We start from the raw sequence: 23,534 nt of genomic DNA, 5'->3' as shown, positions 1-23,534 counted from the left end.
AGACAATAGCGTCGCAAGACAACAGTGGAGCTAGTAGATGGCAACTATCAACCAGCTGGTACGTCAGCCGCGTAAGCGTATCGTCGAGAAATCCGACGTTCCTGCGCTGCAGAACTGCCCGCAACGTCGTGGCGTGTGCACCCGTGTGTACACCACCACGCCGAAAAAACCTAACTCGGCACTGCGTAAAGTATGCCGTGTGCGTCTGACCAACGGTTTCGAGGTTTCCTCGTACATCGGTGGTGAAGGCCACAACCTGCAAGAGCACAGCGTGGTACTGATCCGCGGCGGTCGTGTAAAAGACTTGCCAGGTGTTCGTTACCACACCGTTCGCGGCTCCCTGGATACCTCCGGCGTCAAAGGTCGTAACCAAGGTCGTTCGAAGTACGGTACCAAGCGTCCGAAGTAATCGGCCGTTTGCAGCAATTTGCAGTTATCAATTTTATTGAGTCGATAAGAGTAAGGTCGGGCACGCAACCTCTGGGTTCCCTGTCCCGAGCTAACCTGAAGACCGTTTGAGGGCTTATCAATGCCAAGACGTCGTGTAGCAGCCAAGCGTGAGATTCTGGACGATCCAAAATACGGATCGCAGATTCTCGCCAAGTTCATGAACCACGTGATGGAAAGCGGCAAGAAGGCCGTTGCCGAGCGTATCGTTTACGGTGCGCTGGACAAGGTCAAAGAACGCAAGAACAGCGATCCCCTGGAAATCTTCGAGAAAGCTCTCGACGCCATCGCTCCGCTGGTCGAAGTGAAGTCGCGCCGTGTTGGCGGTGCTACTTACCAGGTTCCGGTCGAAGTTCGTCCGTCCCGTCGTAACGCCCTGGCAATGCGCTGGTTGGTAGACTACGCGCGCAAGCGCGGCGAGAAGTCTATGGCCCTGCGCCTGGCCGGCGAATTGCTGGATGCTGCTGAAGGCAAAGGTGCTGCAGTCAAGAAGCGTGAAGACGTACACCGTATGGCCGAAGCCAACAAAGCGTTCTCGCACTACCGCTTCTAATTCAGGCATCACTATTTTTGCGAGGGCTCTATGGCTCGTACTACACCAATCAACCGCTACCGTAACATTGGTATTTGCGCGCACGTTGACGCGGGCAAGACCACTACTACCGAGCGGATCCTGTTCTACACAGGCCTGAGCCACAAACTGGGCGAGGTGCATGATGGCGCCGCGACCACCGACTGGATGGTGCAGGAGCAGGAGCGGGGTATCACCATTACCTCCGCTGCTGTCACTACCTTCTGGAAAGGCTCCAAGGGTCAGTATGACAACTACCGCGTAAACGTCATCGATACCCCCGGCCACGTTGACTTCACCATTGAAGTTGAGCGTTCGCTGCGTGTACTCGACGGCGCTGTCGTTGTGTTCTGCGGTACCTCCGGCGTTGAGCCACAGTCCGAAACCGTATGGCGTCAAGCCAACAAGTACGGCGTTCCACGTGTTGTATACGTGAACAAGATGGACCGTGCCGGTGCCAACTTCCTGCGCGTCGTAGGTCAGATCAAGAACCGTCTGGGTCACACCCCGGTTCCTGTTCAGCTGGCCATCGGTTCGGAAGAGAACTTCCAGGGTCAGGTCGATCTGATCAAGATGAAGGCTATCTACTGGAACGAAGACGACAAAGGCACCACCTATCGCGAGGAAGAAATTCCTGCCGATATGCTGGAGCTGGCTCAAGAGTGGCGCTCCAACATGGTTGAAGCGGCTGCCGAGTCCAGCGAAGAGCTGATGAACAAGTACCTGGAAGGCGAAGAGCTGACCGTCGAAGAAATCAAAGCCGGTCTGCGCGCGCGTACCCTGGCCAGCGAGATCGTTCCGGCTGTCTGTGGTTCGTCGTTCAAGAACAAGGGCGTTCCCCTGGTTCTCGACGCCGTTATCGACTTCCTGCCTGCTCCTACCGAGATTCCTGCGATCAAGGGTATCCACCCTGACCTGATCGAGAAGCCAAAGGAAGAGCTGGTCGACGCCGACTACGACGAGCGTCATGCCGACGACAACGAGCCGTTCTCGGCTCTGGCGTTCAAGATTGCCACCGACCCGTTCGTTGGTACTCTGACTTTTGTCCGTGTTTACTCGGGTATGCTGCAGTCCGGCGACTCCGTGATCAACTCGGTCAAGGGCAAGAAAGAGCGCGTTGGTCGTATGGTGCAGATGCACGCCAACCAGCGTGAAGAAATCAAGGAAGTACTGGCCGGCGACATCGCTGCTCTGATCGGCATGAAGGACGTCACCACTGGTGACACCCTGTGCAACGCCGACAAGCCGATCATCCTCGAGCGTATGGACTTCCCTGAGCCTGTGATTTCGGTAGCTGTCGAGCCGAAAACCAAGCAGGACCAGGAAAAGATGGGTATCGCACTGGGCAAGCTGGCTCAGGAAGACCCGTCGTTCCGCGTCAAGACCGACGAAGAAACCGGCCAGACCATCATCTCGGGTATGGGCGAGCTTCACCTGGACATCCTCGTTGACCGCATGAAGCGCGAATTCAACGTCGAAGCCAACATCGGTAAGCCGCAGGTTTCCTATCGCGAGCAGATCACCAAAGACAACGTCGAAATCGAAGGCAAGTTCGTTCGTCAGTCCGGTGGTCGCGGTCAGTTCGGTCACTGCTGGATCCGCTTCTCGCAGCCAGACGTGGACGCACACGGCAACATCACCGAAGGCCTGGTTTTCACCAACGAGGTTGTGGGTGGTGTGGTTCCGAAGGAATACATCCCGGCGATCCAGAAGGGTATCGAAGAGCAGATGAAGAACGGCATCGTTGCCGGCTATCCGCTGATCGGCCTGAAGGCAACCGTGTTTGATGGTTCCTACCACGACGTCGACTCTAACGAGATGGCGTTCAAGGTGGCGGCCTCCATGGCGACCAAGCAACTCGCAGCCAAAGGCGGCGGTAAGGTGCTTGAGCCGATCATGAAGGTAGAAGTTGTGACCCCTGAGGACTACATGGGTGACGTGATGGGTGACCTGAACCGTCGTCGTGGTCTGATCCAGGGTATGGAAGATTCGGTGTCCGGCAAGGTTGTCCGTGCTGAAGTTCCGCTCGGAGAGATGTTCGGTTATGCGACCGACGTTCGTTCCATGTCCCAGGGTCGCGCGAGCTACTCCATGGAATTCTCCAAATACGCTGAGGCTCCGTCGAACATCGTCGAAGCGCTCGTTAAAAAACAAGGCTGATTCAGTCCTTTAGGCTAGGAGTTAATTGTCGTGGCTAAAGAAAAATTTGATCGTTCCCTTCCGCACGTCAACGTTGGCACCATCGGTCACGTTGACCACGGTAAAACCACTCTGACCGCAGCTCTGACTCGCGTCTGCTCCGAAGTTTTCGGTTCCGCAGTCGTTGAATTCGACAAGATCGACAGCGCTCCAGAAGAGAAAGCTCGCGGTATCACCATCAACACCGCTCACGTTGAGTACAACTCGACCATTCGTCACTACGCTCACGTCGACTGCCCAGGTCACGCTGACTACGTGAAGAACATGATCACCGGTGCTGCCCAGATGGACGGCGCGATCCTGGTTTGCTCGGCTGCCGATGGTCCGATGCCACAAACCCGTGAGCACATCCTGCTGTCCCGTCAGGTTGGCGTTCCGTACATCGTGGTCTTCCTGAACAAGGCTGACCTGGTAGACGACGCTGAGCTGCTGGAACTGGTCGAGATGGAAGTTCGCGACCTGCTGTCCACCTACGACTTCCCAGGCGACGATACCCCGATCATCATCGGTTCGGCTCGTATGGCGCTGGAAGGCAAAGACGACAACGAAATGGGCACCACCGCTGTCAAGAAGCTGGTTGAGACTCTGGATACCTACATCCCAGAGCCTGAGCGCGCTATCGACAAGCCGTTCCTGATGCCAATCGAAGACGTATTCTCGATCTCGGGTCGTGGTACCGTTGTTACCGGTCGTATCGAGCGTGGCATCGTCCGCGTTCAAGACGCCCTGGAAATCGTTGGTCTGCGTGACACCACCACCACCACCTGCACCGGTGTTGAGATGTTCCGCAAGCTGCTGGACGAAGGTCGTGCTGGCGAGAACTGCGGCGTGCTGCTGCGCGGCACCAAGCGTGACGACGTTGAGCGTGGCCAGGTTCTGGTCAAGCCAGGTTCGGTCAAGCCGCACACCAAGTTCACCGCAGAAGTCTATGTTCTGAGCAAGGAAGAAGGCGGCCGTCACACTCCGTTCTTCAAAGGCTACCGTCCACAGTTCTACTTCCGTACTACTGACGTGACTGGTAACTGCGAGCTGCCAGAAGGCGTTGAAATGGTAATGCCAGGTGACAACATCCAGATGACTGTCACTCTGATCAAGACCATCGCGATGGAAGACGGTCTGCGCTTCGCTATCCGTGAAGGCGGTCGTACCGTCGGCGCCGGCGTCGTAGCCAAAATCATCGAGTAATCGTTGATCGTTTAGAAAGGCCCCCGCTTTTGCGGGGGCTTTTTTATTGGGTTGACACTCAGTGGGGGTGTCTATAGAATCACGCCTCCTTTTAACGGGCGTAGTGCGCCCGGTGGGAATAGCAGCCTGGAGTCTGAAATCCAATGCAAAATCAGCAAATCCGTATCAGGTTGAAGGCTTTTGACCATCGCCTGATCGACCAATCCACCCAGGAAATCGTGGAAACCGCGAAACGTACTGGTGCTCAAGTGCGTGGTCCAATTCCACTGCCTACCCGTAAAGAGCGGTTCACCGTTCTGGTCTCCCCGCACGTCAACAAAGACGCGCGTGACCAGTACGAGATCCGTACTCATAAGCGCGTACTGGACATCGTCCAGCCAACGGATAAAACCGTTGATGCTCTTATGAAGCTCGATCTTGCGGCAGGCGTGGAAGTGCAGATCAGCCTCGGCTAAGACTCGGGTCTTAGTCGTGTAACGCTCTGAAATGGGCGGCCATAGCGGGTGAAAGCCCCGTACACTCATGAGGTTTACAACATGACTATTGGTGTAGTCGGTCGTAAATGCGGTATGACCCGTATTTTCACCGAAGAAGGTGTCTCCATTCCGGTCACGGTCATTGAGATCGAGCCGAATCGCGTCACCCAGTTCAAAACCGAAGAAACTGATGGCTATCGCGCAGTGCAAGTCACTGTTGGCGAGCGTCGCGCTTCGCGTGTGACTGCTGCTCAAGCAGGTCACTTCGCTAAAGCGAACGTTGCCGCTGGTCGCGGTGTCTGGGAATTCCGTCTTGAAGAAGGCGAGTACCAGGCTGGCGACTTGATCAATGCAGAAATCTTCGCTGCTGGCCAAATGGTAGACGTTACCGGTCAGTCGAAAGGTAAAGGCTTTGCCGGTACCATCAAGCGTTGGAATTTCCGCGGTCAAGACAATACCCACGGTAACTCCGTTTCCCACCGCGTCCCGGGCTCTATCGGCCAGTGCCAGACTCCTGGTCGTGTATTCAAGGGCAAAAAAATGTCCGGTCACATGGGCGCCGAGCGCGTGACCGTTCAGTCCCTCGAAGTAGTGCGCGTCGACGCTGAACGCAATCTGTTGCTGGTCAAGGGTGCCGTTCCTGGCGCTACTGGCGGCAATCTGGTTGTGCGTCCGGCTGCCAAGGCTCGCGGTTAAGGGGAAGCTGACATGCAACTAAATGTAAATGACGCTCAAGCGATCGAAGTTTCCGAACTGACTTTCGGCGGCGAATTCAACGAGACGCTGGTACACCAAGCAGTCGTGGCCTACATGGCCGGCGGCCGTCAGGGCACCAAGCAGCAGAAAACCCGTTCCGACGTTGCTGGTGGCGGCAAGCGCCCATGGCGTCAGAAAGGCACTGGCCGCGCTCGTGCCGGTACTATCCGTAGCCCAATCTGGCGTGGCGGCGGTACCACTTTCGCAGCTCGTCCTCAAGACCACTCGCAGAAGCTCAACAAGAAGATGTACCGCGCAGCAATGCGTTCCATCCTCGCCGAGCTGGTGCGTACCGACCGTCTGGTCGTGGTTCAGGACTTCGCTGTTGAAGCACCGAAAACCAAAGACCTGCTGAACAAACTGAACGGCATGGGTCTGAGCGACGTACTGATCGTTTCTGATGCTGTTGATCAGAATCTGTACCTGGCTGCTCGCAACCTGCCGCACGTCGACGTACGTGACGTACAGGGTTCCGATCCGGTCAGTCTGATCGCATACGACAAGGTGTTGATCACCGTGTCGGCCGTGAAGAAATTCGAGGAGCTGCTGGGATGAACCAGGAACGCGTATTTAAAGTTCTACTTGGCCCGCACGTTTCCGAGAAGGCCACGGTTCTGGCTGACAAGAAAGGCCAGTTCGTTTTCAAGGTTGCTACCGACGCAACCAAGCTGGAAATCAAGAAGGCCGTCGAAAGCCTGTTCAGCGTGAAAGTGGAAAGCGTGACTACCCTGAACGTTCTGGGTAAGACCAAGCGTACCGCTCGCGGTCTGGGCAAGCGTAATGACTGGAAGAAGGCGATCATCTCCCTTCAACCCGGCCAAGATCTCGATTTCAGCAGCAGTGCTGAGTAAGGAAGGGGTGCATCATGGCAATCGTTAAATGCAAACCGACTTCCCCTGGCCGCCGTTTCGTGGTCAAGGTGGTCAACAAGGAGCTGCATAAAGGCGCTCCTCACGCACCGCTGCTCGAGAAGAAATCGAAGTCTGGTGGTCGTAACAACAATGGCCGCATCACTACGCGTCACGTAGGTGGTGGTCATAAGCAGCATTACCGTATGGTCGACTTCCGTCGCAACGACAAGGACGGCATCGTCGCCACTGTCGAGCGTATCGAATACGACCCGAACCGTACTGCTCACATCGCACTGCTCTGCTACGCAGACGGCGAGCGCCGCTACATCATCGCCCCTAAAGGCGTGAGTGCTGGCGACCAGCTGATCGCAGGTGCTCTGGCTCCAATCAAGCCAGGCAACTCCCTGCAACTGCGCAACATTCCAGTGGGTAGCACCATTCACGGCATCGAACTGAAGCCGGGCAAAGGTGCACAGATCGCTCGTTCCGCTGGTGCTTCGGCTCAGCTGATCGCTCGCGAAGGTGTCTATGTGACCCTGCGTCTGCGCTCTGGTGAAATGCGTAAAGTCCTGGCTGAGTGCCGTGCGACCCTGGGCGAAGTCTCGAACTCCGAGCACAGCCTGCGTTCGCTGGGTAAAGCTGGTGCCAAACGCTGGCGTGGCGTTCGCCCAACCGTTCGTGGTGTTGCCATGAACCCGGTTGACCACCCACATGGTGGTGGTGAAGGTCGTACCTCCGGTGGTCGTCATCCGGTATCGCCATGGGGCTTCCCGACTAAGGGCGCGAAGACTCGTGGTAATAAGCGTACCGACAAAATGATCGTCCGTCGTCGCAAGTAAATAGAGGGATACGACAGTGCCACGTTCTCTGAAAAAAGGTCCTTTTATCGATCTTCACCTACTGAAGAAGATCGAAGTGGCGGCGGAAAAGAACGATCGCAAACCAGTTAAGACCTGGTCGCGCCGTTCGATGATCCTGCCACAAATGGTCGGTCTGACCATCGCGGTACACAACGGTCGCCAACACGTCCCAGTTCTCGTGAACGAAGACATGGTCGGCCATAAACTGGGCGAGTTCGCCGGTACCCGCACCTACCGCGGGCACGTGGCTGACAAGAAAGCCAAGCGTTAAGGGGTAAGGAAATGGAAGTAGCCGCTAAGTTGTCGGGCGCTCGCATCTCCGCCCAGAAAGCCCGCTTGGTCGCCGACCAGATCCGCGGGAAGAAGGTGGGCGAAGCGCTCAACCTGTTGGCCTTCAGCAGCAAAAAAGCCGCTGAAATCATGAAGAAAGTCCTCGAGTCGGCCGTAGCCAACGCCGAGCATAACGAAGGCGCAGACGTTGATGACCTGAAGGTCTCCACCGTTTTCGTCAACGAAGGGCGTTCGCTGAAGCGCATCATGCCGCGTGCCAAAGGCCGCGCTGATCGCATCGTCAAGCGGTCTTGCCATATCACTGTCAAGGTTGCGGACAAGTAACGGAGTCGATCAGATGGGTCAGAAAGTACATCCCACTGGCATTCGCCTGGGAATCGTCAAGGAGCACACCTCCGTCTGGTACGCAGACGGTCGGACTTATGCGGACTATTTGCTCGCAGATCTGAATGTGCGTGAGTACCTCCAAGACAAACTAAAAAGCGCGTCCGTTAGCCGTATCGATATCCATCGTCCGGCTCAAACTGCACGCATCACCATCCACACCGCTCGTCCAGGTATCGTTATCGGGAAGAAAGGTGAAGATGTTGAGAAACTGCGTCAGGACCTGACCAAGCAAATGGGTGTGCCTGTGCACATCAATATCGAAGAGATCCGCAAGCCGGAACTCGACGGTATGCTGGTAGCTCAGAGCGTAGCTCAGCAGCTGGAGCGTCGTGTGATGTTCCGTCGCGCCATGAAGCGCGCCGTACAGAACGCCATGCGTATTGGTGCCAAGGGCATCAAGATCCAGGTGAGCGGTCGTCTCGGCGGTGCTGAAATCGCACGTACTGAATGGTATCGCGAAGGTCGTGTGCCACTGCACACCCTGCGTGCCGACATCGACTATGCCACTTACGAAGCTCACACCACTTACGGTGTGATCGGTGTGAAGGTTTGGATTTTCAAAGGCGAAGTTATTGGTGGTCGCCAAGAAGAACTGAAACCACAAGCACCAGCGCCTCGTAAAAAAGCTGCTAAGTAAGGGGTACGCCAAATGTTGCAACCAAAGCGTACAAAATTCCGCAAGCAGATGACTGGCCACAACCGTGGTCTGGCACTGCGCGGTAGCAAAGTCAGCTTCGGCGAGTTTGCTCTGAAAGCTGTTGCTCGCGGTCGTCTCACCGCTCGCCAGATCGAATCGGCACGTCGTGCCCTGACCCGTCACGTAAAACGTGGCGGCAAGATCTGGATCCGTGTATTCCCGGACAAGCCGATCTCCAAGAAGCCTCTCGAAGTGCGGATGGGTAAAGGTAAGGGTTCCGTGGAGTACTGGGTTGCCCAGATCCAGCCAGGCAAGGTCCTGTACGAGATCGAGGGTGTTTCTGAAGAGCTGGCGCGTGAGGCATTCGCCTTGGCGGCTGCAAAGCTGCCTCTCGCCACCTCCTTTGTTAAGCGGACGGTGATGTGATGAAAGCGAATGAACTTCGTGAAAAATCAGCACAGCAGCTGAACGAGCAACTGCTCGGCTTGCTGCGCGACCAGTTCAATCTGCGTATGCAGAAGGCAACTGGCCAGTTGGGGCAGTCGCACCTGCTCTCGCAAGTTAAGCGTGACATCGCTCGCGTGAAAACTGTGCTCAACCAGCAGGCAGGTAAGTGATCATGGCTGAAGCTGAAAAAACCGTCCGTACGCTGACTGGCCGTGTCGTCAGCGACAAGATGGACAAAACCATCACCGTACTGATCGAGCGTCGCGTAAAGCACCCGATCTACGGTAAATACGTTAAGCGTTCGACTAAGCTGCACGCGCACGACGAAACCAACCAGTGCCACATCGGCGACAAGGTCTCCATCCGCGAGACTCGTCCGCTGGCCAAGACCAAGTCCTGGGCACTGGTTGAAGTTCTCGAACGCGCTGTTGAAGTCTAAGGGCTAGGGGTCGGAGAAATTTTATGATTCAGACTCAATCCATGCTCGATGTGGCCGATAACAGCGGCGCTCGTCGCGTCATGTGCATCAAGGTGCTCGGCGGTTCGCACCGTCGCTACGCCGGTATCGGTGACATCATCAAGGTAACCGTCAAGGAAGCAATTCCTCGCGGTAAAGTGAAGAAAGGCCAGGTGATGACTGCTGTTGTAGTCCGCACTCGCCACGGTGTCCGTCGTGCTGACGGCTCCATCATCCGCTTTGATGGCAATGCTGCTGTTCTGCTGAACAACAAGCAAGAGCCGATCGGCACCCGTATCTTTGGGCCAGTGACCCGTGAACTTCGTACTGAGAAGTTCATGAAGATCGTCTCGCTCGCCCCAGAAGTGCTGTAAGGAGATCCGACATGCAAAAGATTCGTCGTGACGACGAGATCATCGTGATCGCCGGCAAAGACAAAGGTAAGCGCGGTAAGGTGCTCAAGGTTCTCGCTGACGACCGTCTGGTCGTTGGTGGGATCAACCTGGTGAAGCGTCATACCAAGCCTAACCCTATGTCGGGCGTACAAGGCGGTATCGTCGAGAAAGAAGCGCCACTGCACGCTTCCAACGTCGCCATCTTCAACGGCGAAACCAACAAGGCTGACCGCGTTGGTTTCAAAGTAGAAGAAGGCAAAAAAATTCGTGTCTTCAAGTCGACCCAAAAAGCGGTTGATGCTTGAACACTGCTAGGTAGAAGACCATGGCACGACTGAAAGAGATTTACCGGAAGGAAATTGCTCCCAAGCTTAAGGAAGAACTTAAGCTGGCGAACGTGATGGAAGTTCCGCGCGTTACCAAGATCACCCTGAACATGGGTCTGGGCGAAGCTGTCGGCGACAAGAAAGTCATCGAGCACGCTGTAGCTGACCTCGAGAAGATCACCGGTCAAAAAGCCGTTGTGACTTTCGCTCGGAAATCCATCGCGGGCTTCAAAGTCCGTGAGGGCTGGCCGATCGGCGTCAAAGTCACTCTGCGCCGTGATCGTATGTACGAATTCCTGGACCGCCTGCTGGCGATCTCCCTGCCTCGGGTTCGCGACTTCCGCGGCCTGAATGCCAAGTCCTTCGACGGTCGTGGCAACTACAGCATGGGCGTGAAAGAGCAGATCATCTTCCCGGAAATCGACTACGACAAGATCGATGCTCTGCGCGGTCTGGACATTACCCTGACCACCACTGCTCGTACGGATGACGAAGGTCGCGCTCTGCTGCGCGCTTTCAAATTCCCGTTCCGCAACTGATTGGAGTAGGAAAATGGCCAAGAAGAGCATGAAAAACCGCGAGCTGAAGCGTCAGCTCACGGTTGCTAAATACGCCAAGAAGCGTGCTGAGCTCAAAGCTACCATCGTTAATCTGAATGCAACTCCAGAAGAACGTTGGGCAGCCTCGATCGCTCTGCAGAAGCAGCCACGTGACGCAAGCGCCTCGCGCATGCGTAACCGCTGCCGCATCACCGGTCGTCCACACGGCGTTTACCGCAAGTTCGGCCTCGGCCGTAACAAGCTGCGTGAAGCAGCAATGCGCGGTGACGTTCCAGGTCTGGTCAAAGCCAGCTGGTAAGACGTACCGGCAGGGCCCTGGCGGCGGGGGAGTGATCTTCCGACCGCCGGTGATCTTGCAACGAAACAAGCCCCTTATGGGGCTTGTTTCGTTTCTGGGATGTGTCTAGAATGACCGGCTCACCTGAGCCCGGGTTTTTTGCCCGTTGTGTTCAGGTGACTGTAGTAGCCGAAAGGCTAATTTTACTTGTATCAGGAGCGTCTAGCCCATGAGTATGCAGGACCCGTTAGCGGACATGCTAACTCGAATCCGTAATGCCCAGATGGCTGAAAAGTCCGTCGTAAGCATGCCGTCCTCGACCCTGAAGGTGGCTGTAGCCAAAGTTCTGAAAGACGAAGGTTACATCGCGGGTTATCAGGTCAGCAGTGAAGTCAAACCTTCGCTGTCCATCGAGCTGAAATACTTCGAAGGCCGTCCGGTCATCGAGGAAGTCAAGCGCGTAAGTCGTCCAGGCCTGCGTCAGTACAAGTCCGTCGAAGAACTGCCGAAAGTACGTGGCGGTCTGGGCGTGTCTATCGTCTCCACCAACAAAGGTGTGATGACTGATCGTGCTGCGCGCGCTGCCGGTGTCGGCGGCGAAGTACTCTGCACAGTGTTCTAAGGGGGGATAAGCATGTCTCGCGTCGCTAAGAACCCCGTTAAGCTGCCAGCCGGTGTCGAAGTCAAATTCGTCGGCCAACAGCTTTCGGTGAAGGGTGCCAAGGGCACTCTCGAACTGAACGTTCACTCGTCCGTTGAAGTTGTTGAAGAAGCTGGTGAGCTGCGTTTCGCTGCTCGCAACGGCGACCAACAAACTCGCGCAATGGCCGGCACTACCCGTGCACTCGTGAACAACATGGTCCAGGGCGTAAGCCAAGGCTTCGAGCGCAAGCTCCAGCTGGTCGGTGTTGGTTACAAGGCGCAAGCCAAGGGCACCGTGCTGAACCTGGCGCTCGGCTTCTCGCACCCAGTGGATTATGAACTGCCTGAGGGCATCACCGCTGAGACCCCTAGCCAGACCGACATCCTGATCAAGGGTATCGACAAGCAGCTGGTAGGTCAGGTGGCCGCTGAAATCCGCGACTTCCGTCCACCAGAGCCGTACAAAGGCAAGGGTGTGCGTTACGCGGACGAAGTCGTCCGTCGTAAAGAAGCCAAGAAGAAGTAGGGCATAGCAAATGACCGACAAAAAAGTTACTCGACTGCGTCGCGCTCGCAAAGCACGCCTGAAAATGCACGAACTCGAAGTCGTGCGTCTCTGCGTGTTCCGCTCCTCGCAGCACATCTATGCCCAGGTCATTTCGGCCGACGGCAGCAAAGTCCTGGCCAGCGCCTCGACTTTGGACAAAGACCTGCGTGATGGCGCCACTGGCAACATCGACGCGGCCACTAAGGTTGGCAAGCTGGTAGCTGAGCGCGCGAAAGCCGCCGGTGTATCTCAAGTTGCCTTTGACCGTTCTGGCTTCAAGTACCACGGCCGCGTTAAAGCGCTGGCAGATGGTGCTCGTGAAGGCGGACTGGAGTTCTAAGTTATGTCAAATAACGATCAAAAGCGCGACGAAGGCTACATCGAGAAGCTGGTTCAAGTTAACCGCGTAGCCAAAACCGTAAAAGGCGGCCGTATCTTCACCTTCACCGCGTTGACCGTGGTAGGTGATGGCAAGGGTCGCGTTGGTTTCGGCCGTGGCAAATCGCGCGAAGTACCTGCTGCGATCCAGAAAGCCATGGAAGCTGCCCGTCGCAACATGATTCAGGTAGACCTGAACGGCACCACTCTGCAGTACGCCACCAAGTCCGCCCACGGCGCTTCGAAGGTGTACATGCAGCCTGCTTCCGACGGTACCGGTATCATCGCCGGTGGCGCGATGCGTGCTGTCCTGGAAGTTGCTGGCGTTCAGAACGTCCTGGCCAAGTGCTACGGCTCGACCAACCCAGTGAACGTGGTTCATGCCACTTTCAAGGGTCTGAAGGCTATGCAATCTCCTGAATCCATTGCTGCCAAGCGCGGCAAGAGCGTCGAGGAGATCCGCTGATCATGGCTACCGTCAAAGTAACGCTGATCAAAAGCACCGCCGGCCGTCTCCCTAACCACAAACTGTGTGTTAAGGGTCTGGGTCTGCGCCGCATCGGTCACACTGTAGAAGTCCTGGATACTCCCGAGAATCGCGGGATGATCAACAAGGCTTACTACATGCTGCGCGTCGAGGGTTAATCGATGAAACTCAATGATCTGAGTCCAGCGCCGGGTTCCCGTCGCGAGAAGCATCGTCCGGGTCGTGGTATCGGTAGTGGTTTGGGCAAGACCGGTGGCCGCGGCCACAAAGGTCAGACCTCCCGCTCCGGTGGCACCATCGCTCCAGGCTTTGAAGGCGGTCAACAGCCGCTGCACCGTCGTCTGCCGAAATTCGGCTTCGTTTCCCTGAAAGCCATGGACCGCGCAGAAGTGCGTCTGTCCGAGCTGGCCAAAGTGGAAGGCGACGTTGTCACCGTGCAATCCTTGAAGGATGCCAACGTGATTAACCAAAACGTACAGCGTGTGAAAATCATGCTGTCCGGCGAAGTTACTCGCGCGGTCACCATCAAGGGTATCGCAGCCACCAAAGGTGCGCGTGCGGCTATCGAAGCAGCTGGCGGCAAGTTCGAGGAATAAATGGCTAAGCAAGGTGCTCTCTCTTCGCTCGGTAAAGGCGGGATGTCTGAACTTTGGGCTCGTCTGCGTTTTCTGTTTCTGGCGATCATCGTCTATCGGATAGGCGCACACATCCCAGTTCCAGGCATCAACCCGGACCGGCTGGCGGAACTGTTTCGACAGAATGAGGGGACCATTCTTAGCTTGTTCAACATGTTTTCCGGTGGCGCGCTGGAACGGATGAGCATCTTTGCACTGGGGATCATGCCGTACATTTCGGCATCGATCATCATGCAGCTGATGACCGCCGTCAGCCCGCAGCTGGAGCAGTTGAAGAAGGAAGGTGAAGCTGGCCGTCGCAAGATCAGCCAGTACACCCGCTACGGCACCGTTATCCTGGCGCTGGTCCAGGCTGTTGGCATGTCCATCGGCCTGGCCGGTCAGGGTGTAGCGTTTTCTGCTGACTTTGGCTTCCATTTCGTCGCTGTCTCCACGTTTGTGGCAGGTGCGATGTTCATGATGTGGCTGGGTGAGCAAATCACGGAGCGCGGTGTAGGCAACGGTATCTCGATGTTGATTTTCGCAGGTATCGTCGCCGGTCTTCCGAGAGCAATCGGGCAGTCTTTCGAGTCTGCACGTACGGGCGATATCAACATTTTCGCTCTGGTCGCTATCGGTTTGCTGGCAGTAGCGATTATCGGTTTTGTGGTGTTCATTGAGCGTGGTCAGCGTCGAATCGCCGTTCACTACGCCAAGCGTCAGCAGGGCCGCAAGGTCTTCGCTGCGCAGACTAGCCACTTGCCGCTGAAGGTGAACATGGCCGGGGTCATCCCAGCCATCTTCGCAAGCAGCATTTTGCTGTTCCCGGCTTCGCTGGGTGCCTGGTTTGGTCAGTCTGAAGGTATGGGCTGGCTGCAGGACATCTCGCAGTCGATCGCTCCTGGTCAGCCGTTGAATATTCTGCTGTTTAGTGCAGGGATTATTTTCTTCTGCTTCTTCTATACGGCGTTGATGTTCAATCCGAAAGACGTAGCGGAAAACCTGAAGAAGTCCGGTGCCTTTATTCCGGGCATCCGTCCAGGCGAGCAGTCGGCGCGCTACATTGATGGCGTTCTGACCCGCTTGACCATGTTCGGTGCTCTTTATATGACGGCCGTGTGTCTGTTGCCCCAGTTCCTGGTGGTAGCGGCAAACGTTCCGTTCTACCTTGGCGGGACCTCGTTGCTGATTGTGGTAGTGGTTGTGATGGACTTCATGTCCCAAGTACAATCGCACCTCGTTTCGCACCAGTACGAATCCCTGATGAAGAAAGCCAACCTGAAAGGCTACGGTGGCAGCGGAATGCTGCGCTGAGAGACCCTTAAGGTTCGAGGAGTTGGTGATGAAAGTTCGTGCATCGGTGAAAAAGCTGTGCCGTAACTGCAAAATTATTCGCCGCGAAGGTGTTGTGCGAGTGATTTGCAGCGCGGAACCACGTCACAAGCAGCGCCAAGGCTGAGTGTGATCTGTGCTTCAAACCCAGCAGCTAGTGCGCTGCTGGGTTGATTATTTGTTTCTACAGCGATATTATCTCGCGCCCTATTTCTTGGCTTCCGGGGCGTAGGTAGCTGTCAATTGGAGTCCCACTGAATGGCCCGTATTGCAGGCGTTAACATTCCAGATAACAAGCACACTGTTATCTCGCTGACCTACATCTATGGTGTCGGTCGCACAACTGCACAGAAAATCTGTGCAGACACTGGGGTCAACCCAGCCGTGAAGATCAAAGATCTGAGCGACGAGCAGATTGAACAGCTGCGTAGCGAAGTTGCGAAGTTCACCACTGAAGGTGACCTGCGTCGCGACATCAACATGAAAATCAAGCGGTTGATGGACCTGGGTTGCTACCGCGGCCTGCGTCATCGTCGGGGTCTGCCAGTACGCGGTCAGCGTACCAAGACCAACGCGCGTACCCGTAAAGGTCCGCGTAAGCCGATCCGCAAGTAATCGCACCAGCGAATCGACAGGAATATAGACATGGCAAAACCTGCTGCTCGTCCTCGTAAAAAAGTTAAAAAGACAGTGGTTGATGGCATCGCCCACATCCATGCGTCCTTTAACAACACCATCGTGACCATTACCGATCGTCAAGGTAACGCCCTGTCCTGGGCTACCTCCGGCGGTTCGGGTTTCCGCGGTTCCCGTAAGTCCACCCCGTTCGCTGCTCAAGTAGCTGCTGAGCGTGCTGGTCAAGCTGCGCTGGAATATGGTCTGAAGAACCTCGACGTCAACGTCAAGGGTCCAGGTCCAGGTCGTGAGTCCGCTGTTCGTGCTCTGAACGGCTGTGGCTACAAGATCGCCAGCATCACCGACGTGACGCCAATCCCGCATAACGGGTGCCGTCCGCCGAAGAAGCGCCGCGTGTAATCAGGAGACAGATAAATGGCACGTTACATTGGTCCAAAATGCAAACTGTCTCGTCGTGAAGGCACCGATCTGTTCCTGAAGAGCGGCGTTCGCGCTCTGGAATCGAAGTGCAACATCGAAGCAGCCCCAGGTATTCACGGTCAGCGCCGTGGTCGTCAGTCCGACTACGGCACCCAGCTGCGTGAAAAGCAAAAAGTCCGTCGTATCTACGGCGTGCTCGAGCGTCAGTTCAGCGGTTACTACAAGCAAGCGGCCTCCTCGAAGGGCGCTACTGGTGAGAACCTGCTGCAACTGCTCGAATGCCGTCTGGATAACGTCGTTTATCGTATGGGCTTTGGCGCTACTCGTGCCGAATCCCGTCAGCTGGTTTCGCACAAAGCGATCAGCGTTAACGGCAAGACTGTAAACGTTCCGTCCTACCAAGTTCGTCCGGGTGACGTGGTCGCGGTTCGCGAGAAGTCGCTGAACCAGCTGCGCATTGTTCAAGCCCTTGAACTGTGCGCCCAGCGTGGCCGCGTTGAGTGGGTAGATGTAGACACCGCGAAGAAGTCGGGCGTTTTCAAGAACGTTCCTGCTCGCAGTGATCTGTCTGCCGACATCAACGAAAGCCTGATTGTCGAGCTCTACTCCAAGTAAGGGCTAGAAAATAGGTGCATCCATGCAGATTTCGGTAAATGAGTTCCTGACGCCCCGCCACATCGATGTGCAGGTCGTCAGTCCAACCCGCGCTAAAATCACTCTCGAGCCTCTCGAGCGTGGTTTTGGCCATACCCTGGGCAACGCGCTGCGCCGCATCCTGTTGTCCTCCATGCCTGGCTGTGCAGTAGTCGAGGCCGAGATCGACGGTGTACTCCACGAGTACTCCGCCATCGAAGGTGTTCAGGAAGACGTCATTGAAATCCTGTTGAACCTGAAAGGCCTGGCTATCAAACTGCACGGTCGTGACGAAGTTACGCTGACCTTGTCGAAGAAGGGTTCGGGGGTGGTTACCGCTGCCGATATTCAGCTGGATCATGATGTCGAGATCGTTAACCCCGATCACGTAATCGCTAACCTGGCGTCCAATGGCGCCTTGAACATGAAGCTCACCGTAGCTCGTGGTCGTGGTTATGAACCGGCCGATTCGCGTCAGAGCGATGAAGACGAAAGCCGCAGCATTGGTCGCTTGCAGCTCGACTCTTCGTTCAGCCCGGTTCGCCGTATCGCATACGTGGTGGAAAACGCCCGTGTCGAGCAGCGTACTAACCTGGACAAGCTGGTTATTGATCTGGAAACCAACGGTACTCTGGATCCTGAAGAGGCAATCCGTCGTGCTGCAACCATCCTGCAACAGCAGTTGGCTGCATTCGTCGACCTCAAGGGTGACAGCGAACCAGTGGTAGTCGAACAGGAAGACGAGATCGATCCGATCCTGCTTCGTCCGGTTGACGATCTGGAATTGACCGTGCGTTCGGCCAACTGCCTTAAGGCGGAGAACATTTACTACATCGGTGACCTGATTCAGCGTACCGAAGTAGAACTGTTGAAGACTCCGAACCTGGGCAAGAAATCCTTGACCGAAATCAAGGACGTTCTGGCCTCCCGTGGTCTGTCCCTCGGCATGCGCCTCGACAACTGGCCGCCTGCAAGTCTTAAGAAGGACGACAAGGCGACTGCCTGATCGTCGTAATCACCGAACGTAGTGTTTGGTAAGGAATGAACCCATGCGTCATCGTAAAAGTGGACGTCACCTGAGCCGTACCAGCTCTCACCGTAAGGCCATGTTCCAGAACATGGCGGTGTCGCTGTTCGAGCACGAGCTGATCAAAACTACTCTGCCAAAAGCCAAGGAACTGCGCCGCGTTGCCGAGCCGCTGATCACCTTGGCCAAGGAAGACAGCGTTGCTAACCGTCGTCTGGCTTTCGACCGTACCCGTTCGAAAGAAATCGTCGGTAAGCTGTTCAACGATCTGGGCAAGCGCTATGCCACCCGTCAGGGCGGCTACCTGCGTATCCTCAAGTGCGGTTTCCGCGCTGGCGATAACGCACCTATGGCGTACGTCGAGCTGGTTGATCGTCCTGTTGGTGGCTCGGTTGAAGCTGCTGAGTAAGGCGAACAGTCTGTAACAAGGAACCGGGCCCAGTGCCCGGTTTTTTGTTTCTGCATGAATTGAAATAATCTATTGATCTCAGTCATGTAATGAATTTGATGGTGTCATGTTCCTGGTCGATACTTCTGTCTACGCCGATTAGCCGGCCGCAAAAGTCTGATTAAGGAGAGAGTGCATGAGCCAGAACAAAACGCTGACCACCGCCAGTGGCGCGCCGGTCGCCGACAACCAGAACTCGCGTTCGGCAGGCCCGCGGGGTCCGTTGTTGCTGGAAGACTTCCACCTGATTGAAAAGCTTGCGCACTTCAACCGCGAGAACATCCCTGAGCGCCGTGTACACGCCAAGGGGTCGGGTGCCTATGGCACGTTCACCGTCAGCCGCGATATCACCCAGTACACCTGCGCCAAGCTGTTCAGCAGCGTCGGCAAGCAGACCGAGACCTTCCTGCGTTTCTCCACCGTGGGTGGCGAGCGGGGTTCGGCCGATACCGAGCGTGACCCTCGGGGTTTTGCACTCAAGTTCTACACCGAGGAAGGCAACTGGGACATCGTGGGCAACAACACGCCGGTGTTCTTCATCCGTGATCCGTTGAAGTTCCCGGACTTCATCCACACCCAGAAGCGCCTCCCTCAAAGCAACCTGAAAAGCCCGCAGATGATGTGGGACTTCTGGTCGCATTCGCCCGAATCGCTGCACCAGGTCACCATCCTGTTCTCCGACCGCGGCATTCCGGACGGCTACCGTCACATGCACGGTTTCGGCAGCCACACCTACAGCCTGATCAACGCACAGGGCCAGCGTACCTGGGTCAAGTGGCACTTCAAGACCAAGCAGGGCATCAAGAACCTGGTGCCTGCCGAGGCGGCCCGCCTGGCAGGTACCGACCCGGATTACGCCCAGCGCGACCTGTTCGAAGCGATCGAGCGCGGTGACTTCCCGAAATGGAGCGTGTGCATCCAGGTAATGAGCGAAGCCGAGGCCGCCAGCCGTGCCGAGAACCCGTTCGACGTGACCAAGACCTGGTCGCAGAAGGACTATCCGCTGATCGAGGTGGGCGAACTGGAGCTCAACCGCAACCCGCTCAACTACTTTGCCGAAGTCGAGCAGGCCGCGTTCGGCCCCAGCAACATGATCCCCGGTGTGGGGCTGTCGCCAGACCGCATGCTGCAGGGCCGCGTATTCGCCTACGCAGACGCTCACCGTTACCGTGTGGGTACCAACCACCAGCAACTGCCGGTAAACGCCCCACGCAGCCCGGTGAACAGCTACCAGCGCGATGGTTCGATGGCCTTTGGCAGCAACGGCGGCGCGGCGCCCAACTACGAGCCCAACAGCTACGCCGACGCACCCAAGCAGGCCCCGCAGTACGCTGAGCCTGCACTGGCCCTCGGTGGCGCAGCAGACCGTTACGATCATCGTGAAGACACCGACTACTACAGCCATGCCGGTGCGCTGTTCCGCCTGATGAACGATGAGCAGAAGGCCCTGCTGATCGCCAACATCGCCGGCACCATGGCCAGCGTCTCGCGCGATGTCGTGGAGCGTCAGCTGCAGCACTTCTTCAAGGCCGATCCGGCCTACGGAGGGGGAATCGCAAAGGCATTGGGTCTCAATCTGGCCTAAGTCGAAGTGATAAGAAGAACCGCCCTCATCTGGGCGGTTTTTCAATGCAATTGACTACTGTTTACCCACTTTTTTAGCGGTTTTAGCGCAATTTGCAGTGACCTTACAGTCATCCTGGTTCAAACTATGGCTTTCACACAGGGAGAGTCAGGGCAATGCAAGGTCACCCGGACGTAATCGATTATCTCAACACGTTGCTGACGGGCGAACTGGCGGCACGTGACCAATACTTCATCCACTCGCGCATGTACGAAGACTGGGGCTTCAGCAAGCTCTACGAGCGTATCAACCACGAGATGGAAGAAGAGGCACAACACGCCGACGCCCTGATGCGCCGCATTCTCATGCTCGAAGGCACCCCGCGCATGCGCCCGGACGACCTGGACATCGGCACCACCGTGCCCGAGATGATCGCCGCCGACCTGCGCCTTGAGTACAAGGTGCGCGCTGCGCTGTGCAAAGGCATCGAGCTGTGCGAGCTGCACAAGGACTACGTCAGCCGTGACATCCTGCGTGTGCAGTTGGCCGACACCGAAGAAGATCACACCTACTGGCTGGAGAAGCAGCAGGGTCTGATCAAGTCGCTGGGCCTGGAGAACTACCTGCAATCGCAGATGTAATCCGCCGCGCAACGAAAAAGGCCATCGGGGCGTACCCGATGGCCTTTTTTTGTGCCCGCATGCCGCTGTGCAGGAGCCGGCAAGGCCGGCTCCTGCAGTTCAGGCCCGGTCGCGCGCCAGCAGCGGCTTGAGGTAATACCCCGTGTGCGACTGCTTCATCTCGGCCAGCTCCTCCGGCGTGCCGCAGGCGATGATCTGTCCGCCCTTGGAGCCGCCTTCCGGCCCAAGGTCCACCAGCCAGTCGGCGGTCTTGATCACGTCCAGGTTGTGCTCGATCACCACCACGGTGTTGCCGTGGTCACGCAGGCGATGCAGCACGTCCAGCAGTTGCTGGATATCGGCAAAGTGCAGGCCAGTGGTCGGCTCATCGAGGATGTACAGCGTCTTGCCGGTATCGCGCTTGGACAGCTCGCGTGACAGCTTGACCCGCTGCGCCTCACCACCGGACAGCGTGGTCGCCGACTGGCCCAGCTTGATGTACGACAGGCCCACGTCCATCAGCGTCTGCAGTTTGCGCGCCAGTGCCGGCACCGCATCGAAGAACTCGCGGGCTTCCTCGATGGTCATTTCCAGCACCTCGTGGATGTTCTTGCCCTTGTACTTGATCTCCAGCGTTTCGCGGTTGTAGCGCTTGCTCTTGCACACGTCGCACGGCACGTAGATGTCGGGCAGGAAGTGCATCTCGACCTTGATCAGGCCATCGCCCTGGCACGCCTCGCAGCGCCCGCCCTTGACGTTGAACGAGAAACGCCCCGGCCCGTAGCCGCGCGAGCGCGACTCCGGCACGCCGCTGAACAGCTCGCGGATCGGCGTGAACAGCCCGGTGTAGGTCGCCGGGTTGGAGCGCGGTGTACGCCCGATCGGGCTCTGGTCGATGTCCACCACCTTGTCCAGGTGCTGCAGGCCATCGCAGCTGTCGTGGGCCGCAGCTTCCAGCGTGCTGGCACCGTTGAGCGCGGTTGCCGCCAGTGGGAACAGGGTGTTGTTGATCAGCGTCGACTTGCCCGAACCGGACACGCCGGTCACGCAGGTCAGCAGGCCGATCGGGATCTCCAGGTCGACGTTCTGCAGGTTGTTGCCGCGTGCGCCCTTGAGTTTGAGCGACAGCTTCTTGTTGCGCGGGGTGCGCTTGGCCGGCACGGCGATCTTCACGCGGCCCGACAGGTACTTGCCGGTCAGCGAGTCCGGGTGCGCCATCACCTCGGCCGGGGTGCCCTCGGCCACGATCTGGCCGCCATGCACGCCCGCGCCCGGGCCGATATCCACCACGTAGTCGGCCATGCGGATGGCGTCCTCGTCGTGCTCCACCACGATCACCGTGTTGCCGATGTCGCGCAGGTGGTTGAGGGTGCCCAGCAGGCGATCGTTGTCGCGCTGGTGCAGGCCGATGGATGGCTCGTCGAGAATGTACATCACCCCCACCAGGCCGGCGCCGATCTGGCTGGCCAGGCGGATACGCTGGGCCTCGCCGCCCGACAGGGTATCGGCGCTGCGATCCAGCGTCAGGTAGTCCAGGCCCACGTTCACCAGAAACTGCAGGCGTTCGCAGATTTCCTTGAGGATCTTGTCGGCGATCTCGCCACGGCGCCCGGTCAGCTTGAGGCCGCCGAAGTAGTCGCTGGCATCGCCGATCGGCAGGTTGGTAACCGCCGGCAGGGTCTTCTCGCCCACCCACACATGGCGCGCCTCGCGGCGCAGGCGGGTGCCGCGGCAGTCGGGGCAGGGCTGGGTGCTGAGGAACTTGGCCAGCTCTTCACGCACGGTGGCCGATTCGGTCTCGCGGTAGCGCCGCTCCAGGTTCGGCACGATGCCCTCGAAGGGGTGCGAGCGCTTGACGATATCGCCCCGGTCGTTGAGGTACTTGAAGTCGACGTTGTGCTTGCCACTGCCGTTCAGGATCACCTTCTGCTGGTCGGCCGGCAGCTCGTTGAACGGCACCTCCAGGCTGAACCCGTAATGCGCGGCCAGCGAGCCGAGCATCTGGAAGTAATACACATTGCGCCGGTCCCAGCCGCGAATCGCGCCCTCGGCCAGGGTCAGCTCGCCGTTGACCAGGCGCTTGATGTCGAAGAACTGCTTCACGCCCAGGCCGTCGCAGGTCGGGCAGGCGCCGGCCGGGTTGTTGAAGGAGAACAGCTTGGGCTCCAGCTCGCTGATCGCGTGGCCGCAGATCGGGCAGGCGAAGCGCGCCGAGAAGATCATCTCTTCACCCGGCTCGTCGTCCATCGGCGCCACCAGGGCGATGCCATCGGCCAGCTTAAGGGCCGTCTCGAACGATTCGGCCAGGCGCTGCTGCAGGTCGTCGCGCACCTTGAAGCGGTCGACCACCACATCGATGCTGTGCTTCTTCTGCTTGTCGAGCTTGGGCAACTCGTCCAGCTCGTACAGCTTGCCGTTGACCCGGGCGCGCACGAAGCCCTGGGCACGCAGCTCTTCGAACACCGCCAGGTGCTCGCCCTTGCGCTCGCGAATCACCGGAGCCAGCAGCATCAGCTTGCTGCCCTCGGGCTGGGCCAGCACCAGGTCGACCATCTGGCTGACAGTCTGGGCTTCGAGCGGGATGTCGTGGTCGGGGCAGCGTGGGGTGCCCACACGGGCATACAGCAGGCGCAGGTAATCGTAGATCTCGGTGATGGTGCCCACGGTCGAGCGCGGGTTGTGCGAGGTCGACTTCTGCTCGATCGAGATGGCCGGCGACAGCCCCTCGATGGTGTCGACGTCTGGCTTTTCCATCATCGACAGGAACTGGCGGGCATACGCCGACAGCGATTCCACGTAGCGACGCTGGCCTTCGGCGTAGAGGGTGTCGAACGCCAGCGATGACTTGCCGGACCCGGACAGACCGGTGATGACGATCAGTTTGTCCCGGGGCAGGGTCAGGTCGATGTTCTTAAGGTTGTGGGTACGTGCCCCACGTATCAGGATCTTGTCCACTGCGGCCTCGCTTGGCGGGCATAAACGGAGGAGTATACGGCGCGCTGCCACCACGCGGCAAAGCGTCGCGTATATGCCGTTAACCGATCCGACTGGTAGAATCGCCGCC

At 57.5% G+C, this 23,534-nt stretch carries 35 protein-coding genes; 34 read left to right on the top strand and 1 reads right to left on the bottom strand.

The genetic code is table 11. The features are described 5' to 3' along the window. Window positions 1-37 precede the first annotated feature (37 nt). The 34 genes from rpsL to bfr all read left to right on the top strand — a co-directional run bounded on the left by rpsL (window position 38) and on the right by bfr (window position 20,491). Window positions 38-409: a 30S ribosomal protein S12 gene (gene rpsL, locus LOY33_RS23270; RefSeq protein ID WP_003186084.1), complete on the top strand. Its 372-nt coding sequence runs from the start codon at window positions 38-40 to the stop codon at window positions 407-409. Between the two features lie 120 nt (window positions 410-529). Further along, window positions 530-1,000, top strand: coding sequence for a 30S ribosomal protein S7 (rpsG, locus tag LOY33_RS23265; RefSeq protein WP_008089143.1), 471 nt, complete (start codon window positions 530-532; stop codon window positions 998-1,000). A gap of 30 nt (window positions 1,001-1,030) precedes the next feature. Further along, complete coding sequence (fusA, locus tag LOY33_RS23260) at window positions 1,031-3,178, top strand: elongation factor G (protein ID WP_043861933.1); 2,148 nt, start codon at window positions 1,031-1,033, stop codon at window positions 3,176-3,178. Between the two features lie 30 nt (window positions 3,179-3,208). Next, window positions 3,209-4,402 (top strand): elongation factor Tu, encoded by a 1,194-nt coding sequence (gene tuf, locus LOY33_RS23255; RefSeq protein WP_043861932.1) that lies wholly within the window; start codon window positions 3,209-3,211, stop codon window positions 4,400-4,402. Window positions 4,403-4,545: 143 nt separating this feature from the next. Then, entirely contained in the window at window positions 4,546-4,857 is a 312-nt protein-coding gene (rpsJ, locus tag LOY33_RS23250; RefSeq protein WP_003186070.1) for a 30S ribosomal protein S10, read from the top strand. 81 nt (window positions 4,858-4,938) lie between these two features. After that, window positions 4,939-5,574, top strand: a complete 636-nt coding sequence (gene rplC, locus LOY33_RS23245; protein WP_043861931.1) for a 50S ribosomal protein L3 — start codon at window positions 4,939-4,941, stop codon at window positions 5,572-5,574. A gap of 12 nt (window positions 5,575-5,586) precedes the next feature. Next, window positions 5,587-6,189: a 50S ribosomal protein L4 gene (gene rplD, locus LOY33_RS23240; protein WP_010220305.1), complete on the top strand. Its 603-nt coding sequence runs from the start codon at window positions 5,587-5,589 to the stop codon at window positions 6,187-6,189. Continuing rightward, complete coding sequence (gene rplW / locus LOY33_RS23235) at window positions 6,186-6,485, top strand: 50S ribosomal protein L23 (protein WP_009397515.1); 300 nt, start codon at window positions 6,186-6,188, stop codon at window positions 6,483-6,485. Before rplD ends, rplW begins: the two co-directional genes overlap by 4 nt. Window positions 6,486-6,499: 14 nt before the next feature. After that, a complete protein-coding gene (gene rplB / locus LOY33_RS23230; RefSeq protein ID WP_078481646.1) occupies window positions 6,500-7,324 on the top strand; it encodes a 50S ribosomal protein L2 in 825 nt (274 codons plus the stop codon). 16 nt (window positions 7,325-7,340) lie between these two features. Beyond that, window positions 7,341-7,616, top strand: coding sequence for a 30S ribosomal protein S19 (gene rpsS / locus LOY33_RS23225; protein ID WP_002555486.1), 276 nt, complete (start codon window positions 7,341-7,343; stop codon window positions 7,614-7,616). An 11-nt stretch (window positions 7,617-7,627) separates the two neighbouring features. Further along, window positions 7,628-7,960 carry a 50S ribosomal protein L22 gene (gene rplV, locus LOY33_RS23220; protein ID WP_003103908.1) on the top strand — a complete coding sequence of 111 codons (333 nt, stop codon included), beginning with the start codon at window positions 7,628-7,630 and terminating at the stop codon, window positions 7,958-7,960. Window positions 7,961-7,973: 13 nt separating this feature from the next. Beyond that, window positions 7,974-8,660, top strand: a complete 687-nt coding sequence (gene rpsC / locus LOY33_RS23215) for a 30S ribosomal protein S3 (RefSeq protein ID WP_010220308.1) — start codon at window positions 7,974-7,976, stop codon at window positions 8,658-8,660. 12 nt (window positions 8,661-8,672) lie between these two features. After that, window positions 8,673-9,086, top strand: a complete 414-nt coding sequence (rplP, locus tag LOY33_RS23210; RefSeq protein WP_003255479.1) for a 50S ribosomal protein L16 — start codon at window positions 8,673-8,675, stop codon at window positions 9,084-9,086. After that, window positions 9,086-9,277, top strand: coding sequence for a 50S ribosomal protein L29 (gene rpmC / locus LOY33_RS23205; RefSeq protein WP_002555481.1), 192 nt, complete (start codon window positions 9,086-9,088; stop codon window positions 9,275-9,277). The genes rplP and rpmC overlap by 1 nt, the downstream gene beginning before the upstream one ends. Before the next feature lie 2 nt (window positions 9,278-9,279). Continuing rightward, a complete protein-coding gene (gene rpsQ, locus LOY33_RS23200; RefSeq protein ID WP_008374160.1) occupies window positions 9,280-9,546 on the top strand; it encodes a 30S ribosomal protein S17 in 267 nt (88 codons plus the stop codon). 23 nt (window positions 9,547-9,569) lie between these two features. Next, window positions 9,570-9,938 carry a 50S ribosomal protein L14 gene (gene rplN, locus LOY33_RS23195; RefSeq protein ID WP_002555479.1) on the top strand — a complete coding sequence of 123 codons (369 nt, stop codon included), beginning with the start codon at window positions 9,570-9,572 and terminating at the stop codon, window positions 9,936-9,938. 11 nt (window positions 9,939-9,949) lie between these two features. Further along, window positions 9,950-10,264: a 50S ribosomal protein L24 gene (gene rplX / locus LOY33_RS23190; protein ID WP_008374158.1), complete on the top strand. Its 315-nt coding sequence runs from the start codon at window positions 9,950-9,952 to the stop codon at window positions 10,262-10,264. A 20-nt stretch (window positions 10,265-10,284) separates the two neighbouring features. Further along, entirely contained in the window at window positions 10,285-10,824 is a 540-nt protein-coding gene (gene rplE / locus LOY33_RS23185) for a 50S ribosomal protein L5 (RefSeq protein ID WP_043861930.1), read from the top strand. A gap of 13 nt (window positions 10,825-10,837) precedes the next feature. Then, a complete protein-coding gene (rpsN, locus tag LOY33_RS23180) occupies window positions 10,838-11,143 on the top strand; it encodes a 30S ribosomal protein S14 (protein ID WP_043861929.1) in 306 nt (101 codons plus the stop codon). 208 nt (window positions 11,144-11,351) lie between these two features. Beyond that, the gene (gene rpsH, locus LOY33_RS23175; RefSeq protein ID WP_010220313.1) at window positions 11,352-11,744 is read left to right on the top strand and encodes a 30S ribosomal protein S8; all 393 of its coding nucleotides are present in this window, start codon (window positions 11,352-11,354) and stop codon (window positions 11,742-11,744) included. Window positions 11,745-11,756: 12 nt separating this feature from the next. Further along, the gene (gene rplF / locus LOY33_RS23170) at window positions 11,757-12,290 is read left to right on the top strand and encodes a 50S ribosomal protein L6 (RefSeq protein WP_043861928.1); all 534 of its coding nucleotides are present in this window, start codon (window positions 11,757-11,759) and stop codon (window positions 12,288-12,290) included. Window positions 12,291-12,300: 10 nt separating this feature from the next. Beyond that, on the top strand, window positions 12,301-12,651 hold the full coding sequence (rplR, locus tag LOY33_RS23165; RefSeq protein ID WP_043861927.1) for a 50S ribosomal protein L18: 351 nt from the start codon (window positions 12,301-12,303) through the stop codon (window positions 12,649-12,651). Window positions 12,652-12,654: 3 nt separating this feature from the next. Further along, complete coding sequence (rpsE, locus tag LOY33_RS23160; RefSeq protein WP_043861926.1) at window positions 12,655-13,155, top strand: 30S ribosomal protein S5; 501 nt, start codon at window positions 12,655-12,657, stop codon at window positions 13,153-13,155. 2 nt (window positions 13,156-13,157) lie between these two features. Then, a complete protein-coding gene (gene rpmD / locus LOY33_RS23155; protein ID WP_010220317.1) occupies window positions 13,158-13,334 on the top strand; it encodes a 50S ribosomal protein L30 in 177 nt (58 codons plus the stop codon). A gap of 3 nt (window positions 13,335-13,337) precedes the next feature. Further along, on the top strand, window positions 13,338-13,772 hold the full coding sequence (rplO, locus tag LOY33_RS23150) for a 50S ribosomal protein L15 (protein ID WP_010220318.1): 435 nt from the start codon (window positions 13,338-13,340) through the stop codon (window positions 13,770-13,772). Then, window positions 13,773-15,104, top strand: coding sequence for a preprotein translocase subunit SecY (secY, locus tag LOY33_RS23145; protein ID WP_043861925.1), 1,332 nt, complete (start codon window positions 13,773-13,775; stop codon window positions 15,102-15,104). Window positions 15,105-15,132: 28 nt separating this feature from the next. Beyond that, window positions 15,133-15,249, top strand: a complete 117-nt coding sequence (gene rpmJ / locus LOY33_RS23140) for a 50S ribosomal protein L36 (protein ID WP_002555468.1) — start codon at window positions 15,133-15,135, stop codon at window positions 15,247-15,249. 131 nt (window positions 15,250-15,380) lie between these two features. Next, a complete protein-coding gene (gene rpsM, locus LOY33_RS23135; RefSeq protein WP_043861924.1) occupies window positions 15,381-15,737 on the top strand; it encodes a 30S ribosomal protein S13 in 357 nt (118 codons plus the stop codon). 30 nt (window positions 15,738-15,767) lie between these two features. Continuing rightward, window positions 15,768-16,157 (top strand): 30S ribosomal protein S11, encoded by a 390-nt coding sequence (gene rpsK / locus LOY33_RS23130; RefSeq protein WP_002555466.1) that lies wholly within the window; start codon window positions 15,768-15,770, stop codon window positions 16,155-16,157. Between the two features lie 15 nt (window positions 16,158-16,172). Then, window positions 16,173-16,793: a 30S ribosomal protein S4 gene (gene rpsD, locus LOY33_RS23125; protein ID WP_043861923.1), complete on the top strand. Its 621-nt coding sequence runs from the start codon at window positions 16,173-16,175 to the stop codon at window positions 16,791-16,793. 22 nt (window positions 16,794-16,815) lie between these two features. Then, complete coding sequence (locus LOY33_RS23120; RefSeq protein ID WP_003186012.1) at window positions 16,816-17,817, top strand: DNA-directed RNA polymerase subunit alpha; 1,002 nt, start codon at window positions 16,816-16,818, stop codon at window positions 17,815-17,817. 43 nt (window positions 17,818-17,860) lie between these two features. Next, window positions 17,861-18,247, top strand: coding sequence for a 50S ribosomal protein L17 (rplQ, locus tag LOY33_RS23115; RefSeq protein ID WP_002555463.1), 387 nt, complete (start codon window positions 17,861-17,863; stop codon window positions 18,245-18,247). A gap of 175 nt (window positions 18,248-18,422) precedes the next feature. Then, window positions 18,423-19,871 carry a catalase gene (locus tag LOY33_RS23110; protein ID WP_258660223.1) on the top strand — a complete coding sequence of 483 codons (1,449 nt, stop codon included), beginning with the start codon at window positions 18,423-18,425 and terminating at the stop codon, window positions 19,869-19,871. Window positions 19,872-20,026: 155 nt separating this feature from the next. After that, complete coding sequence (gene bfr / locus LOY33_RS23105; RefSeq protein ID WP_043861921.1) at window positions 20,027-20,491, top strand: bacterioferritin; 465 nt, start codon at window positions 20,027-20,029, stop codon at window positions 20,489-20,491. 99 nt (window positions 20,492-20,590) lie between these two features. Here the strand turns inward: bfr and uvrA are convergent, their stop codons facing one another. Next, a complete protein-coding gene (uvrA, locus tag LOY33_RS23100) occupies window positions 20,591-23,425 on the bottom strand; it encodes an excinuclease ABC subunit UvrA (protein WP_043861920.1) in 2,835 nt (944 codons plus the stop codon). Between the last annotated feature and the right edge of the window lie 109 nt (window positions 23,426-23,534).

The sequence above is a fragment of the Pseudomonas sp. B21-036 genome (genome assembly GCF_024748925.1).
Lineage (GTDB): Bacteria > Pseudomonadota > Gammaproteobacteria > Pseudomonadales > Pseudomonadaceae > Aquipseudomonas > Aquipseudomonas palmensis.
Note: the sequence above shows the minus strand (reverse complement) of the source record. Positions and strands in the feature narration are given on the sequence as shown.

Coding starts and splice junctions, on each gene's coding strand:
- rplN (WP_002555479.1), top strand. CDS start 9,570: ATGATTCAGACTCAATCCATGCTCGATGTGGCCGATAACAGCGGCGCT.
- rplV (WP_003103908.1), top strand. CDS start 7,628: ATGGAAGTAGCCGCTAAGTTGTCGGGCGCTCGCATCTCCGCCCAGAAA.
- rpsE (WP_043861926.1), top strand. CDS start 12,655: ATGTCAAATAACGATCAAAAGCGCGACGAAGGCTACATCGAGAAGCTG.
- rpmJ (WP_002555468.1), top strand. CDS start 15,133: ATGAAAGTTCGTGCATCGGTGAAAAAGCTGTGCCGTAACTGCAAAATT.
- rplB (WP_078481646.1), top strand. CDS start 6,500: ATGGCAATCGTTAAATGCAAACCGACTTCCCCTGGCCGCCGTTTCGTG.
- rpsM (WP_043861924.1), top strand. CDS start 15,381: ATGGCCCGTATTGCAGGCGTTAACATTCCAGATAACAAGCACACTGTT.
- rpmC (WP_002555481.1), top strand. CDS start 9,086: ATGAAAGCGAATGAACTTCGTGAAAAATCAGCACAGCAGCTGAACGAG.
- rpsG (WP_008089143.1), top strand. CDS start 530: ATGCCAAGACGTCGTGTAGCAGCCAAGCGTGAGATTCTGGACGATCCA.
- rpmD (WP_010220317.1), top strand. CDS start 13,158: ATGGCTACCGTCAAAGTAACGCTGATCAAAAGCACCGCCGGCCGTCTC.
- rplR (WP_043861927.1), top strand. CDS start 12,301: ATGACCGACAAAAAAGTTACTCGACTGCGTCGCGCTCGCAAAGCACGC.
- secY (WP_043861925.1), top strand. CDS start 13,773: ATGGCTAAGCAAGGTGCTCTCTCTTCGCTCGGTAAAGGCGGGATGTCT.
- rplD (WP_010220305.1), top strand. CDS start 5,587: ATGCAACTAAATGTAAATGACGCTCAAGCGATCGAAGTTTCCGAACTG.
- rplW (WP_009397515.1), top strand. CDS start 6,186: ATGAACCAGGAACGCGTATTTAAAGTTCTACTTGGCCCGCACGTTTCC.
- rplX (WP_008374158.1), top strand. CDS start 9,950: ATGCAAAAGATTCGTCGTGACGACGAGATCATCGTGATCGCCGGCAAA.
- rpsQ (WP_008374160.1), top strand. CDS start 9,280: ATGGCTGAAGCTGAAAAAACCGTCCGTACGCTGACTGGCCGTGTCGTC.
- LOY33_RS23120 (WP_003186012.1), top strand. CDS start 16,816: ATGCAGATTTCGGTAAATGAGTTCCTGACGCCCCGCCACATCGATGTG.
- rplQ (WP_002555463.1), top strand. CDS start 17,861: ATGCGTCATCGTAAAAGTGGACGTCACCTGAGCCGTACCAGCTCTCAC.
- fusA (WP_043861933.1), top strand. CDS start 1,031: ATGGCTCGTACTACACCAATCAACCGCTACCGTAACATTGGTATTTGC.
- rplP (WP_003255479.1), top strand. CDS start 8,673: ATGTTGCAACCAAAGCGTACAAAATTCCGCAAGCAGATGACTGGCCAC.
- rpsN (WP_043861929.1), top strand. CDS start 10,838: ATGGCCAAGAAGAGCATGAAAAACCGCGAGCTGAAGCGTCAGCTCACG.
- rpsK (WP_002555466.1), top strand. CDS start 15,768: ATGGCAAAACCTGCTGCTCGTCCTCGTAAAAAAGTTAAAAAGACAGTG.
- rplF (WP_043861928.1), top strand. CDS start 11,757: ATGTCTCGCGTCGCTAAGAACCCCGTTAAGCTGCCAGCCGGTGTCGAA.
- bfr (WP_043861921.1), top strand. CDS start 20,027: ATGCAAGGTCACCCGGACGTAATCGATTATCTCAACACGTTGCTGACG.
- rplE (WP_043861930.1), top strand. CDS start 10,285: ATGGCACGACTGAAAGAGATTTACCGGAAGGAAATTGCTCCCAAGCTT.
- LOY33_RS23110 (WP_258660223.1), top strand. CDS start 18,423: ATGAGCCAGAACAAAACGCTGACCACCGCCAGTGGCGCGCCGGTCGCC.
- rpsD (WP_043861923.1), top strand. CDS start 16,173: ATGGCACGTTACATTGGTCCAAAATGCAAACTGTCTCGTCGTGAAGGC.
- rpsC (WP_010220308.1), top strand. CDS start 7,974: ATGGGTCAGAAAGTACATCCCACTGGCATTCGCCTGGGAATCGTCAAG.
- rplC (WP_043861931.1), top strand. CDS start 4,939: ATGACTATTGGTGTAGTCGGTCGTAAATGCGGTATGACCCGTATTTTC.
- rpsJ (WP_003186070.1), top strand. CDS start 4,546: ATGCAAAATCAGCAAATCCGTATCAGGTTGAAGGCTTTTGACCATCGC.
- rpsH (WP_010220313.1), top strand. CDS start 11,352: ATGAGTATGCAGGACCCGTTAGCGGACATGCTAACTCGAATCCGTAAT.
- rpsL (WP_003186084.1), top strand. CDS start 38: ATGGCAACTATCAACCAGCTGGTACGTCAGCCGCGTAAGCGTATCGTC.
- rplO (WP_010220318.1), top strand. CDS start 13,338: ATGAAACTCAATGATCTGAGTCCAGCGCCGGGTTCCCGTCGCGAGAAG.